Source organism: Mucilaginibacter gossypiicola, from assembly GCF_900110105.1.
Taxonomy (GTDB): Bacteria; Bacteroidota; Bacteroidia; order Sphingobacteriales; family Sphingobacteriaceae; genus Mucilaginibacter; species Mucilaginibacter gossypiicola.
The window spans coordinates 540,904-555,164 of the sequence record NZ_FOCL01000001.1; the positions used below are offsets into that span (position 1 = coordinate 540,904).

At 41.0% G+C, this 14,261-nt stretch carries 10 protein-coding genes; 9 read left to right on the plus strand and 1 reads right to left on the minus strand.

Annotation, left to right across the window (positions count from 1 at the left end; translation table 11 throughout):
- The first annotated feature begins 109 nt into the window (after positions 1-109).
- Positions 110-2,317 (plus strand): bifunctional alpha,alpha-trehalose-phosphate synthase (UDP-forming)/trehalose-phosphatase, encoded by a 2,208-nt coding sequence (locus tag BMX50_RS02120; RefSeq protein ID WP_091207006.1) that lies wholly within the window; start codon positions 110-112, stop codon positions 2,315-2,317.
- A gap of 443 nt (positions 2,318-2,760) precedes the next feature.
- Here the strand turns inward: BMX50_RS02120 and BMX50_RS02125 are convergent, their stop codons facing one another.
- Positions 2,761-4,545: a glycoside hydrolase family 15 protein gene (locus tag BMX50_RS02125; RefSeq protein WP_091208564.1), complete on the minus strand. Its 1,785-nt coding sequence runs from the start codon at positions 4,543-4,545 to the stop codon at positions 2,761-2,763.
- A gap of 147 nt (positions 4,546-4,692) precedes the next feature.
- Here BMX50_RS02125 and BMX50_RS02130 point away from each other — a divergent pair, with 147 nt between their 5' ends.
- The 8 genes from BMX50_RS02130 (at position 4,693) to BMX50_RS02165 (ending at position 13,795) form a co-directional block, all read left to right on the plus strand.
- The gene (locus tag BMX50_RS02130; RefSeq protein WP_091207009.1) at positions 4,693-5,328 is read left to right on the plus strand and encodes a peroxiredoxin; all 636 of its coding nucleotides are present in this window, start codon (positions 4,693-4,695) and stop codon (positions 5,326-5,328) included.
- A gap of 140 nt (positions 5,329-5,468) precedes the next feature.
- Complete coding sequence (locus BMX50_RS02135; protein WP_091207011.1) at positions 5,469-5,666, plus strand: cold-shock protein; 198 nt, start codon at positions 5,469-5,471, stop codon at positions 5,664-5,666.
- Positions 5,667-5,791: 125 nt separating this feature from the next.
- Positions 5,792-7,024, plus strand: a complete 1,233-nt coding sequence (locus BMX50_RS02140) for an MFS transporter (protein ID WP_091207013.1) — start codon at positions 5,792-5,794, stop codon at positions 7,022-7,024.
- 281 nt (positions 7,025-7,305) lie between these two features.
- A complete protein-coding gene (gene hemF / locus BMX50_RS02145) occupies positions 7,306-8,220 on the plus strand; it encodes an oxygen-dependent coproporphyrinogen oxidase (protein WP_091208567.1) in 915 nt (304 codons plus the stop codon).
- Between the two features lie 30 nt (positions 8,221-8,250).
- Positions 8,251-8,649 (plus strand): hypothetical protein, encoded by a 399-nt coding sequence (locus tag BMX50_RS02150; RefSeq protein WP_091207016.1) that lies wholly within the window; start codon positions 8,251-8,253, stop codon positions 8,647-8,649.
- Positions 8,650-8,810: 161 nt separating this feature from the next.
- Positions 8,811-11,402 (plus strand): DNA gyrase subunit A, encoded by a 2,592-nt coding sequence (gene gyrA, locus BMX50_RS02155; protein ID WP_091207019.1) that lies wholly within the window; start codon positions 8,811-8,813, stop codon positions 11,400-11,402.
- Positions 11,403-11,408: 6 nt separating this feature from the next.
- Positions 11,409-12,527 carry a tetratricopeptide repeat protein gene (locus tag BMX50_RS02160; protein WP_091207022.1) on the plus strand — a complete coding sequence of 373 codons (1,119 nt, stop codon included), beginning with the start codon at positions 11,409-11,411 and terminating at the stop codon, positions 12,525-12,527.
- A gap of 5 nt (positions 12,528-12,532) precedes the next feature.
- On the plus strand, positions 12,533-13,795 hold the full coding sequence (locus tag BMX50_RS02165; RefSeq protein ID WP_091207024.1) for a tetratricopeptide repeat protein: 1,263 nt from the start codon (positions 12,533-12,535) through the stop codon (positions 13,793-13,795).
- The last annotated feature ends 466 nt before the right edge of the window (positions 13,796-14,261 follow it).

Consider the following 14,261-nt stretch of genomic DNA (forward strand, 5'->3'; position numbering starts at 1 on the left):
GGACGGCTTTTTTTATGATTAAAAATCACGTTTTTATGTCATAAAACGCCATTTTATAAAACAAAAACGCTGTTTTCGCCTTTTAAATATTAATTAATATTTAGTTAGTATGTCGAAAACAATAATTGTATCAAACCGCTTACCCGTTAAAATTTCCAAAACTGATGGTGCCTATCATTCATCACCAAGCGAGGGAGGATTAGCTACCGGTTTAGGTTCAATATATAAACAGGGCAATAATGTGTGGATAGGGTGGCCCGGAATAGAAATAGCCGAACAGGAAGATAAAGATCAGGTTACCAAAGAATTAAAAGAACTGAGCCTGATCCCTGTTTTTTTAGATCAGGAAGAAATAAATCAATATTACGAAGGTTTTAGCAACGAGGTTTTATGGCCTGTTTTCCATTATTATGCATCAACATATGCTGCATACAAACAATCAAACTGGGATTATTATAAGGCTGTAAACAAAAAATTCAGGGACATTATCCTGAGCATTGCCGAGCCGGGCGATGTGATTTGGATTCATGATTACCAGTTACTTTTACTGCCCCAGCTTGTACGACAGGAAATGCCGGATGTATCTATCGGATTTTTCCTGCACATTCCTTTTCCATCAAACGAAATGTTCCGGCTTATCCCATGGCGTTCGGAATTATTGGAAGGTATACTTGGCGCAGACCTCATTGGTTTACATACCTTTGATGATGTACGCCACTTTTTGGGAGCCGCCACACGCTTGCTCCCCGTGTCGTCAAGTGCCAATATTATAAGCAACGGCGAACGTTCGGTTGTTGTTGAATCATTCCCGATGGGTATCGATGAAAAAAGATATTCGTCACTACCTTTGCAAGATGAGGTAAAGGAGCAGATTGAGCTTATTAAAGGGAATTTTCAAAACAAAAAGCTAATCCTATCTATCGACAGGCTTGATTACAGCAAGGGGATTTTGCAGAGGCTCGAAGCTTTTGAACTGTTGCTTGAACAATGCCCGGAGTGTATTGAACACATTACACTTTACATGATCGTTGTTCCGTCGAGGGATACCGTTCCGCAATATGCTCACCTTCGTGATGAAATAGATAAAAAAGTGGGTAAAATCAATGCCCTATACCGAACTATGGATTGGAGCCCAATCCATTACTACTACCGTTCGTTTCCTATTGAAACCCTCTCGGCGCTCTATTATTCGGCCGACGTTTGTTTAGTTACCCCCATGCGCGATGGTATGAACCTGGTGAGCAAAGAGTATGTAGCCAGTAGGATAAATAATGACGGCGTGTTGATTATGAGTGAGATGGCTGGATCATCTAAAGAGCTTATAGACGCTATAATCGTTAACCCCAACAATACCGGCGAGGTTTGCCGCGCTATTTTGCAAGCCATCAATATGCCGCTTGAGGAACAACGAAGACGCATGATCCCGATGAGACAGTTAGTTGCAAAATTCAATACATCACACTGGGTTAAAATTTTTATGGATAGGCTGAAAGAGGTGAAACTCATGCAACGTTCCATGCAGGCCAGGCACGTAAGCAACACAACTGAACAAAGTATCATTAACCGTTATATCAAAACTAAAAAGCGCATCATCTTTTTAGATTATGACGGCACGCTCGTGAATTTTAAATCAAACATAGACCAGGCCAGTCCGGATAAGGAGCTATATAACATCATTAATAAACTTGCAGAAGATCCTGCCAATCAACTTGTTTTGATTAGCGGCAGAAAGCATGAAAACCTCGATGATTGGTTTGCGGGCAATGATATTTATCTTATTGCCGAACATGGATCATGGTTTAAGCAGCAGGGCACTTCGTGGCATAAAATAGGAGGGCTTAGCGATCAATGGAAACACGACATTTACCCGATACTGGAAACTTATGTAGACCGCACTCCGGGTTCGTTCATTGAAGAAAAAACCTATTCATTGGTTTGGCATTACCGCAAAGCACAGGCAGGGCTTGGCGAACTGAGGGCCAACGAGCTCATGAACAACCTAAAATACCTTGCGAGCGATAAAGGATTACAATTGTTAGCAGGGGATAAAGTATTGGAGGTGAAGAACATGGATATCAATAAAGGTAAAGCCGCTTTAACACTTACCGAAGGCCGGGACTATGACTTTATTATAGCTTTCGGCGATGATTATACCGACGAAGATATCTTTAAAGCCCTGCCTGAGAGTGCTATAACCATTAAAGTTGGCAGTAATCTTTCGGCAGCAAAATTTTATCTGCGCAATCCAACCGAGGTAAGGAAGTTACTTACCAGTTTTGCTAAGTATACACCGGTAGAAGAGAGTACGCAAGTGTAGAACATTATCTTTTTAATGGAAGCCCGGTTGACTGCGTAAGTCATTCGGGCTTCTTTATTTAATAACCAAATTGAGTTTCATTTAAGCCGCATAAGATGTGTAATAAAAATAAAAAAGCGTCATTGCTGTAAGGTACGAAGCAATCCCCGACTTTAAAGGGCGAACCTGTATAACTGCTCTGCCTATTGGGGATTGCTTCGTACCTCGCAATGACGCTTTAAAAATTATTGTCCCATCAGGGTCTCTCGCAGAGGACCCTGATGTATGCGCCAGGTTAATTCGCCGTTTCGAATATCCTGGCAAATGTTTAGAACCCGGTGAGCCTAAGAGGCCTCTGCTATAGACCCTAAGGAAACTTGAACAGTGCAATCCAGCCTTACGAAGTTTTTAAAACTTCGTAAGGCTTATTCGCTATTAATTTTACATAAAAGGAGATCAAACCCTTACAAAAATATCGGCCTGTCCAATTTCATAGCAATCCGGTAAGCGGCATTCATTAATCCTACATGGCTGTAAGCCTGTGGGAAATTGCCCCATTGGCTGCCGTCTTCCTCATCAACATCCTCACTAAACAGCAACAGGTGATTAGAATATTGCAGCAGGTTTCCGAACTCTCGCTGGGCATCATCTAACCTGCCAACAGCCGCCAGCGCCTCCACATACCAAAATGCGCAGATCAGGAAAGTAGTTTTCGGTTTACCAAAATCATCGGCATATAAATACCTGTAAAATAATCCATTAGGTGTTTTTAGCTCTTTCTCCAGTGCAGCTAAGTGATCTTTTGCTTTTTGCGAAGCGGGATCAAGATAATTCATCATAATAAGCTGTAAAGTACTGGCATCAAGATTACTGCTTCCGGCAGAATTGGTGTAAACTTTCCTCACGGGATCATAGCAACTTTCAATATGTGCAGCTGCGCGCTCTTTCAGAGATAACGCCTTATCAATCAGCTCCTGATTTTGGATAGTACGTGCCATTTTTTCGGCGGCAGATGCGCCTGCCCACTGAAACAGGTTACTGTAACAGTGGATATTAGCCATGTTTCTAAACTCCCATATTCCTGCATCTTTTTCGTCGATGGTATGTTCAATCTTGTTTAGCAAAAATTCAACCCAATGTACCGAATCCTTACGCTCTGAAAACACAAAACGATGATCTGTATACAATGGAAGCAGGGAGATCAATACCTGGCCGTAAATGTCATTTTGTATGTGTTCAGAGGCTTGATTACCAACGCGTACCGGCTGGTTACCCATGTATCCTGCCAAATCACTTAAAACATTTTCTACAAGGTCCTTTTTACCGGTAATGCCATAAAGCGGCTGGTAACGCTCCATTTCTGAAAAAGTGATGTCGGTAACATAGCTGAAATACTTTTCCATCTCTTCAAAATGACCGATGTGGTTTAGCGCGGTTATTACATAGTAGGTATCGCGCAGCCAGCAATAGCGATAATCCCAGTTGCGGCCACTTCCCGGCGATTCGGGTAAACTGGTGGTACTTGCTGCTATAATGGCGCCGGTATCTTCAAATTGATGTATTTTAAGGGCCAGGGCCGAGCGGATAACAAATGGCTGAAAATAGGTGGCAATTGATGAGTGCTTGATCCATGTGCGCCAGTATTGCACTGTTTCGGCCAGGAAACGATCGGCAGTACTAATAAGCGGGGCTTCAAGCGGTTCACCATAAGTCATGACCAGGTATTTGGTTTCGTTAAGCACAAATGCCTGCTCGTCAAAAATATAACTGACCGGAATATTGGTGGTAAGGCGGATGTTTTCTTCGCCGCCCTGGTATTGGATATGATTGCTGCCGCGGTTCACGCTAAGTTTAATGGCGCCGTATTCGGATACTGGCTCACATTTAACAATGATCCTCGGCGAGCCTTCAATAGCTTCAATTTTCCTGATCAGCATCAGTGGTTTATAATATCGCTGATGTTGGTAAAAGCGTGGTGCAAAATCGGTTATCCGGTATTTGCCGCCACTTTCAGGACTGATTTCAGTAATTAAAATATTGGTATTTTCAAGGTAATGCTGCTGTGTAGTAAATTCGCCTTCCGGGCGAATGGAAAATTCGCCTCCTTTATCTTTATCAAGCAAGCCGCCAAAAATAAAGGTACTGTCAAATCGCGGCCAGCAAAGCCAGTCTACATTGGTGTTTTTATTAATATGGGCTAAAAAGGCGCAATTGCCAATTATTCCGGTATCATAGGTGTGTTTGCTCATGGATAGCTGTTTGTTTATTTCAAACTTCAACAACACAGCCTTTGTAATGTTGGCGTAAATAATATGATTATTTAAAGTTTGTTTGCATTTGTTTAGGAATGTATAGTAACTTAGTCGTATAAAATTACAATCAAAAATCTATCAATTATGAGTTTAAGACTGGGCGATAAAGCACCGAACTTTAAGGCAAAAACATCAGAAGGCGAAATTGACTTTTACGAATATTTAGGTGATAGCTGGGGCGTATTATTCTCGCACCCTGGTGATTATACGCCTGTATGTACTACCGAACTTGGCAAAACTGCGGCTTTAAAAGACGAGTTCACCAAACGTAATGTTAAAGTATTAGCGCTTAGCGTTGACTCGGTAGAGTCACACCACGGCTGGATCCAGGATATTAACGAAACACAGGGTGTTGAAGTTAACTTCCCGATCATTGCCGATGAAGACCGTAAAATTTCTGAAGCTTATGATATGATCCACCCAAATGCTTCGGTAAATGCAACGGTGCGTTCATTGTTCATTATAGGCCCTGATAAAGCAGTTAAGCTGATCATTACCTATCCTGCATCAACCGGTCGTAATTTCCAGGAGATTTTAAGGGTGATTGATTCGCTGCAGTTAACCGCTAATTACAGCGTAGCTACACCGGCCGACTGGAAGGAAGGGGAGGATGTAGTTGTAGTGCCTGCAATTAAAACTGAAGATATCCCTGCCAAATTTCCAAAGGGTTTTACAGCAGTTAAACCTTATTTGCGCCTGACACCGCAACCAAATAAATAATTTTATTTGGTTTATTTAATAATTTTATATATTTGAGGGAAGCGGGATATCTATTCCTTCTGAACATATAAACCTATTTTATTTTTCAGTTTGGTTTTAGTTGATCTTAACACGAATTTTTTATTACGATTATTATAATTATGAAAACTGGAAAAGTAAAATGGTTTAACACACAGAAAGGTTATGGCTTTATAATTACCGAAGAAGGTAAAGATCTTTTTGTACACTTTAAAGACGTTCAGGGCGGCGTAAATGCTATAAAGGACAACGACAGCGTTACATACGATGTTGAAGAAGGAAGAAAAGGATTACAGGCAGTTAACGTGAAAAAGGTATAAATATATAAAGTTATTGAACAACATTTACTCACAAAACCTCTGCTTCAACAGGGGTTTTTTTGTGCTCATTTTTTTGCTTTTATCTGCGTAAATCTCCTACATTAGCCAACCAATTTTTATAGTTTATGACCGATGCTACCAATGCCAAAGTTACAAGGAATGCTATTTTCTTAGTTCTTGTTGCTTCACTGGGCTATTTTGTTGACATATATGATCTCTTGGTTTTTTCGATAGTACGAATTCCCAGCCTTAAAGATATTGGCTTAAATGCACAGGAAATAACCGACAAAGGCCAGTTCATTATCAGCATCCAGATGTTTGGTTTGTTGCTTGGCGGCATCATATGGGGTATTATAGGCGATAAGCTGGGCCGTATTAAAGTGCTTTTCGGTTCGATATTGCTTTACTCTATCGCCAACTTTGCCAATGGCCTGGTTCATGACGTAAATACCTATGCCATTGTACGATTTATTGCAGGCCTGGGGCTTGCAGGCGAGCTTGGGGCAGGTATTACTTTAGTCAGCGAAACGTTGAGCAAGGAAAACCGCGGTTACGGAACCATGATGGTTGCTGTTATTGGCTTGTTTGGCGCCACTGCTGCTTATGCGGTAGCTAAATTTGGCTGGCGCAATGCATACTTTGTAGGGGGTGGCTTGGGAATTTTATTGTTGCTGCTCCGTGTTGGTACTTTTGAATCGGGCATGTTCAAAAATGTCGAGAACAGTGACGTATCCAAAGGCAACATGATCATGTTATTTACTAATTGGGAACGCTTAAAAAAATACCTGTTCTGTATTCTGATAGGCGCACCGCTTTGGTATGTGGTAGGTGTATTGATCAGTTTTTCGGATAAGTTTGGTGCTGCGTTAGGTGCCAAAACTATTATCAAGCCAGGTGACGGTATATTTTACAGTTATATAGGTATTGCCATTGGCGATATTGTTGCTGGCTTGCTGGCCCAGGTTACCAAGTCCCGAAAATTAACCATGGCTGTATTTTTGATTATATCATTAGTTAGTGTTCACTTTTATTTAAGCAGCTATGGCATTACTCCTGAAAAATTTGCTGTACTAAGCTTTTTCATGGGCTGTACGGTTGGTTACTGGGCAACATTTGTCACTATCGCCTCCGAGCAGTTTGGCACCAATATCCGCTCAACAGTTACTACTACCGTTCCTAACTTTGTACGCGGCTCATTAATCCCTATAACTGTAGCATTTAATGCTTTCAATGCAAAATATGGGTATATTAAATCTGGGTATATCATGATGGGCATACTCACCGCGGTGGCTCTGTTATCCTTAAGCCAGTTAAAAGAAACTTTTGGTAAGGATTTGAACTATGTTGAGATAAGCTAAACCAGCCAGGTGTTCAATTTTTTAAAAACGCGTGTTCCAAAATGCTCCGTTTATCATAAAGCGAAAAATACAAGCACTGATTATCAGCTAATTGTATTTTATACGGTAAAATAATGAACATTTAAAACGATGACTATCAGATAGTTAATTTTTATCTGGTGTTCATACCTAAAAAAGTTGAACACTTTCTATTATTGCCTGTTGGATATAGAAGTGTGCATTCCGGCGTTAACAAAAAGGCCATCCATGGCAATTCCCAAAATTCATTACTTTTACAGCCTATGATCAGCAAAGAACAAATAGCCGAAGATTATAAGCAAATACAGGATGAGATCTGCGCCGCACTTGAACAATTAGATGGCGCAACAAAATTTGAAGAGGAGCTTTGGGAGCGCGAGGGTGGTGGCGGAGGCCGTACCCGGGTTATTCAGAATGGCAATATCCTTGAAAAGGGCGGGGTTAACTTTTCGGCGGTTCATGGTCATTTGCCTGATACGATGAAGCGTGCGCTGCAGGTTGAGCAGGACGATTTTTTTGCTACCGGTGTATCTATTGTGATCCATCCCAACCATCCATTGGTGCCTATCATTCACATGAACATCCGTTATTTTGAAATGCCTTCTACCATGGGCGACAGTCAAAAACCTGTTCGCTGGTTTGGCGGGGGTATTGATTTGACCCCACATTACGTCATTGAAGATGATGTCCGTTTTTTTCATGCCGGCCTAAAAGCTGCATGCGATCAATACTATGCCGATTTTTATCCCCGTTTTAAAAAATGGGCAGATGATTACTTCTTCATCAAACACCGTAACGAAACCCGCGGCATAGGCGGCATATTTTACGACAGGCTCACCGCTAATGATGAGTTGAGCTGGGAGGATATCTTTGAGTTTTCAAAAACGGTTGGTCGCTCTTTTGCACCAATATATACCGAACTGGTGAACCGCAACAGGGATAAATCATTCACAGAAGCGCAGCAGCTTTTTCAATACCAGCGCCGCAGCCGTTATGCCGAATTTAACCTGGTTTATGATGCCGGCACCAAATTCGGATTGGAAACAAACGGCAGGATTGAGTCGATATTGATGAGCTTGCCGCCTACGGCCAAATGGGTTTATGACTATCATCCGGTAACTGGCAGTGAAGAGGAAAAAACACTATCTTTACTAAAAAAAGGTATTAACTGGGTATAATCGAAATTTAGCCCGGTACAAACATCATCTATGCAAAAGCTTTTTTTACCTGTAGCCGCTATACTGCTGCTATGCTCTTTTCATTTTGCCGATAGTCCGCTGAAAGGCAGTTGGGAATATCGCGGCGGCATAATTAACGGCAAGCTTGATGCAGCCCCCACAGCTTACAAACTACAACGGGATTATGACAACGAGCATTATAAAGCCAAAGTGATTGAGGAAGGGCAGAGTACCCAGATTTATGAAAAGGGCGACTATCAGTTAAAAGATGATACCTGCTTTGAAACCCAAACATACTGCATGCAGGAGTCAAAGCTGCTTAACAAAACCATAAAGTACAACTACACAATCAGTAACGACACGCTTAAATTGCTTTCTGTTTTACCCAACGGCAACAGGGTTGAAGATTACTGGGTAAAACTTAAATAAACCCTGATTAACGTAACAAAATTGTTGGCTTTATAGCAATAAGCAGCATGGTTTATTGTTACTAAATTGGTGCAATCCCAAGTATTTTTTTAACTTCGCAGGTCGTTGAAAAATCAATTTTAACACGCAATTATAAGAGAAGGTTCTACAAATAATCAAAAATGGCTGAAGGAACAGAAAACGATAATTCACACGCAGAAGACAGGATAATTTCGATAAATATTGATGAGGAAATGCGATCGGCGTACATTGATTATTCAATGTCAGTGATTGTTTCCAGGGCGCTGCCCGATGTCCGCGATGGACTGAAACCCGTACACAGGCGCGTGCTTTACGGTATGCTTGACCTGGGACTTACCAACGGTAAGCCTTATAAAAAATCTGCCCGTATTGTGGGTGAGGTAATGGGTAAGTATCACCCGCACGGTGATAAATCGGTATATGATACCATGGTGCGTATGGCCCAGGAGTGGAGCTTACGCTATCTGTTGGTTGAAGGCCAGGGTAACTATGGTTCTGTTGATGGTGACGAGCCAGCGGCAATGCGTTATACCGAGGCACGCTTGCAAAAGCTTGCCGAAGAGATGCTTGCCGATATCAACAAGGACACCATTGATTATCAATTAAACTTTGACGACTCGCTACAGGAGCCAACTGTATTGCCATCTAAATTCCCTAACCTGTTGGTTAACGGCGCTTCGGGTATTGCGGTAGGTATGGCTACCAATATGGCCCCACACAATCTTTCGGAAGTTATTGATGCTACTATTGCATTGATTGATAACCGCCAGATAGAGGTTGCTGAGTTAATGAAATATGTAAAAGGCCCTGATTTTCCTACAGGTGGCATTATTTACGGCTACGATGGCCCACGCGAAGCACTGGAAACAGGTCGTGGCAGGGTTGTGATCCGCGCACGTGCAGAAATTGAAACCTACAATGGCGAGCGTGAACGTATCATTGTTAGCGAAATACCTTACCAGGTAAACAAAGCTTTAATGATCGAGCGTACTGCCGAATTAGTTAACGAAAAGAAACTGGAAGGCATATCAGCTATTCGCGATGAATCGAGCCGTGAAGGTATCCGCGTTGTTTATGAAATCAAACGCGATGCTAATGCTGCAATCGTATTAAATAACCTATTTAAATATACCGCTCTTCAAACTTCGTTCAGTGTTAACAATATCGCTCTTGTTAACGGCCGGCCAATGCTGCTGAACCTGAAGGATCTGATCCATCATTTTGTTGAGCACCGTCATGAGGTTGTGGTACGCCGTACCAAATTTGAGCTTAATGAAGCGGAAAAACGCGCACACATCCTTGAAGGATTGTTGATCGCTTTAGATCATCTTGATGAAGTTATCCGCCTGATCCGTGCTTCACAAACGCCAGATGAAGCAAGGGAAGGTTTAATGACCACCTTTGGTTTAACTGATATCCAGGCACGCGCTATCCTTGACATGACCTTAAGGAGGTTAACAGGACTTGAACGTGACAAGATCAAAGATGAATATGCAGCTTTAATGAAACTCATCGAACATTTAAAAAACATCCTGAGCGACGAAGGTTTAAGGATGCAGATCATTAAGGATGAGTTACTTGAAATTAAGGAGAAATATGGTGATGAGCGCCGTACCGAAATGGTTCACTCATCTGCCGAAATGCAAACCGAAGACTTCATTGAGGACGAGGACGTTGTAATTACAATCTCGCGCGAAGGCTATATCAAACGTACTCCGCTTACAGAATATCGCAGGCAGAGCAGGGGAGGTAAAGGTGCTATCGGCAGCAATAGTCGTGATGAAGACTTTATAGAGCACCTGCTTATTGCCTCAAATCACAACTATATGTTGTTCTTCACCGAATCTGGTCAATGTTTCTGGCTCAGGGTATTTGAAATACCAGAAGGCACACGTACCTCAAAAGGTCGTGCAATCCAGAATATCATTAATATTCCGAAAGAAGAGAATATCAAGGCATACATTAAGCTAATCTCGCTTAAAGACCAGAACTACCTTGAAAATAACTTCATTATCATGTGTACCAAGAAAGGTACCATTAAGAAAACCTCACTTGAGGCTTACTCACGCCCACGTTCAAATGGTATCAATGCCATCAACATTAACGAGGGTGATTCGCTACTCGAAGCCAGCTTAACAAGTGGTAGCAGCGAAATAGTAATGGCACTTAAATCAGGGCGTGCTATCCGTTTCAATGAGTCGACAGTAAGGCCTATGGGACGTACGGCTACGGGCGTTCGTGGTATTACGCTTGATGATGAGAACGATGAAGTAGTTGGTATGATAGCTATTGACGATGCTGAAACAACCGTATTGGTAGTATCAGAAAAAGGCTATGGTAAACGTACCGATATTGAAGACTATCGTGTTACGAATCGCGGTGGTAAAGGTGTAAAAACACTAAATATTACTGAAAAAACAGGAAACCTTGTAGCTATAAAAGGTGTTACAGATAAGGAAGACCTGATGATCATTAACAAATCAGGTATTATTATCCGTATAGCTGTAAGCGAATTAAGGGTAATGGGCCGTGCCACACAGGGTGTAAGGCTGATCACGCTTAAAAACAATGACGAGATAGCTTCAGTAGCCAAAATTGAGCATGACGAAGATGAAGAAGTAAAAGAAGGCGATGAAAATGCTGAAGGCACTGACACCGCAGCCGAAAATAAAGGCGACGGAGATACAGCTGAAAATAGCGCAGAACCATCAACTGAGGATACAACAGAATAATAAAATATGCACTACCGCAAGATCATTTTATCGGTTTTAATAACAAGTTTTACTACAACCTTTGCCTTCGCACAAAAAGAAGCGCTGAAGGTTGTGGTAAATAACCTGGCATTTTATAAGCAGAAAAACGACCTGAAGTATTTGGCCGCGGCCAAAAAATCTGCAGATAGTTTGATCATTACCAAGTCGGATACGGCTGATATCGAAAAGAACTTGTACAGGGCTATCGTAAACTCAAGTATCCTGTATATCGATTCGTTAAACAAACTTGGTATGCCCGCGGACATGCTGGATAAAACAACCAAATTGGTTGACAGGTTATCGGGCATGGGCAAGATTTTCAAATACCAGTCTGAACTTGATTACACCAAGCGGTGTTTGGCTAATGTCTATATCAGAAAAGGGTTTGAAGCTGTAAATAATTCGGATTTTGCCAATGCCAGAGTTTCGTTTGAAAATGCTAAAAAGTATGCTCCGGGAATGAACCAGATTAATACTTATATTGCTTTCGCAAACAACAAAGCAGGTAATTTGCAGGATGCCGCTAAGTACTATACTACCATGCTGCAGGTTGACAGTGGCCGTACCGAGTATATCGAAACGGCATCAAATATCTACAAATCATTGGGCGATACTACTAAGGCGCTACAAATACTCCAGAAAGGCCGAAAAATCTTGCCTAACGATCGTTTTTTACTGCTCGACGAAGCCAATATTTACAACAATAGAAAAAATTATAAAGCCTTAGAGCCCTTAATTGGCCCATTGCTTGATATTAATGCAAATAACGCCGATATTGCGTTTGTGGCAGCTAATTGCTATGATCATTTAGATAAATTTGATCAGGCGGAGTCTCTTTATTTACATGCCATTGAACTAAGCGGAACATACTTTGACCCGGTATTTAATTTAGGGTTACTATATTTAAAACAAAGCTCAACCACAAAAGGGGAGAGGAGCATTCAGGACCTGGGACGTGCTATACAATGGCTTGAAAAGGCTAACGAAATTTCGCCCAACAACGTCAATAGCTTGCAGGCTTTGCAACTGGCTTACGCCAAAACCAACAACCAGGATCAGTTAGACAGAATAAACAATAAACTAAAACAGTTAACCAATCAATAATAATCATGAAAATCAAACTTTTGATGGCGGGCCTGTTAGGCTTAGTTTCAGCAACAGCTTTTGCACAAAAAGGTGAGTTAAATACCGCAAAGGAAGAATATGAAAAATATTCGGGTTTAAGGGGCCAGCCGGCAATGGCATCAATGGCAGGCAAAAGCCTTACTACCGCCAAAGAATCAATTGACAAAGCCTCGGCCAATGAAAAAACCGCTACTTTACCGCTTACTTATGCTGTAAAAGGCTCAATTTATTCAGCGTTAGCTATTCAGGACACTGTGCCAACTACTTCATTACCGCTATTTACTACAGCCGAAGAAGCTTTAAAGAAAGCTAAAGAGGTTGATACTAAAGGCGAAAACAAAAAAATGATTGATGAAGCATATTTAAACCTTGCCCAATATCAATTAACAAAGGGTGTAAAGGAATACTCAAGCGGTAAATATGATCTTGCTTATAAGTCATTTGACTTTTACCGTACCGTATTGCCTGAAGATACAAATGCTATCTATTATACAGGCCTTGCAGCTGCAAACGGAAAAAATTACCCAGCTGCAATTTCAAATTACAGCAAACTGGTAACTACCAAGTATTCAAAAAATGCCGGTGTTTATCTTGATCTCTCATCATTGTACCTTGCAAGTAAAGATACCGCAGGTGCACTTAAAACCGTATCTGAAGGCGTAAGCAAATATCCGGCAAACAGCGAATTACGTAAACGCGAAATTGAAATCAGCCTGCAAACAGGAAAAGAAAAGGAAGTTACCGATAAAATCCAGGCTGCTTTAGCAAATGATCCCAAAAACAAAACTCTGTATTATTATGCTGGTTTAACTTACTCTCAAACAGCTGATAATTATGCAAGAGAGGCTGGTGCTACTAAAGATGCAGCTGCAAAAGCTAAATTAGCCGCTTCAAAAGCCGAAGCTTATGTTAAAGCCGGAGAAATGTATAAGAAAGCATTAGAAATTGATCCTAACTATTTCGAGGCTAACTTAAATTACGGCTATGTAATCCTTAACCCGGCAATTGATGCTTATAACGCAGCAAATAAATTACCTGCCAATAAACAAAAGGAATACGATGCTGCAATCGCCAAAGCTAAAGCTCAGTTTGAACAAGCTAAACCTTATTTGGTAAAAGCTGTAGAACTTCAGCCAAAATCAATTGATGCGCTGCAAAACTTGAGAACTTATTATTTAGGGGTTAAAGACGACGCAAACGCTTCAAAATTAAAAGCGCAGATCGACGCATTGCCGGCTAATCAATAATATCCGAGGATATATCATAAATAAGAGGGGCCTTTAAAAAGGCCTTTCTTTTAAAACTACTATTTAACATAATGTTAATTATGAGAATAATATTTTTTACTCAATTTCACGTGGTATTCTTGGTTTCGGCTTGAACTTATATAGAATTGCACGGGTATACATATAATATTTACAGGCATGCACATGTATGTAAAGTAATTGAAAAGTAGTTTACAATTTAAGGGTCAATAAAGTGATGCAGGCTATTGATAAACATGAATTAAATATATTTGACATAGCAAAATTGCTGTAATAGCCGACTCGTAATTATTGATTTTTGATCGAACCTCAGTTGAATTAAAAGCTATTTAAATAATAGACCTTTTCCGATCAAATTGAAAAAAATGTGAGTCAATTGGCGAAGCATTGTGCCATAACCCGAAATACATGCCAGTTGCTATAGTTTTTAATTATACCAGGCATGCGA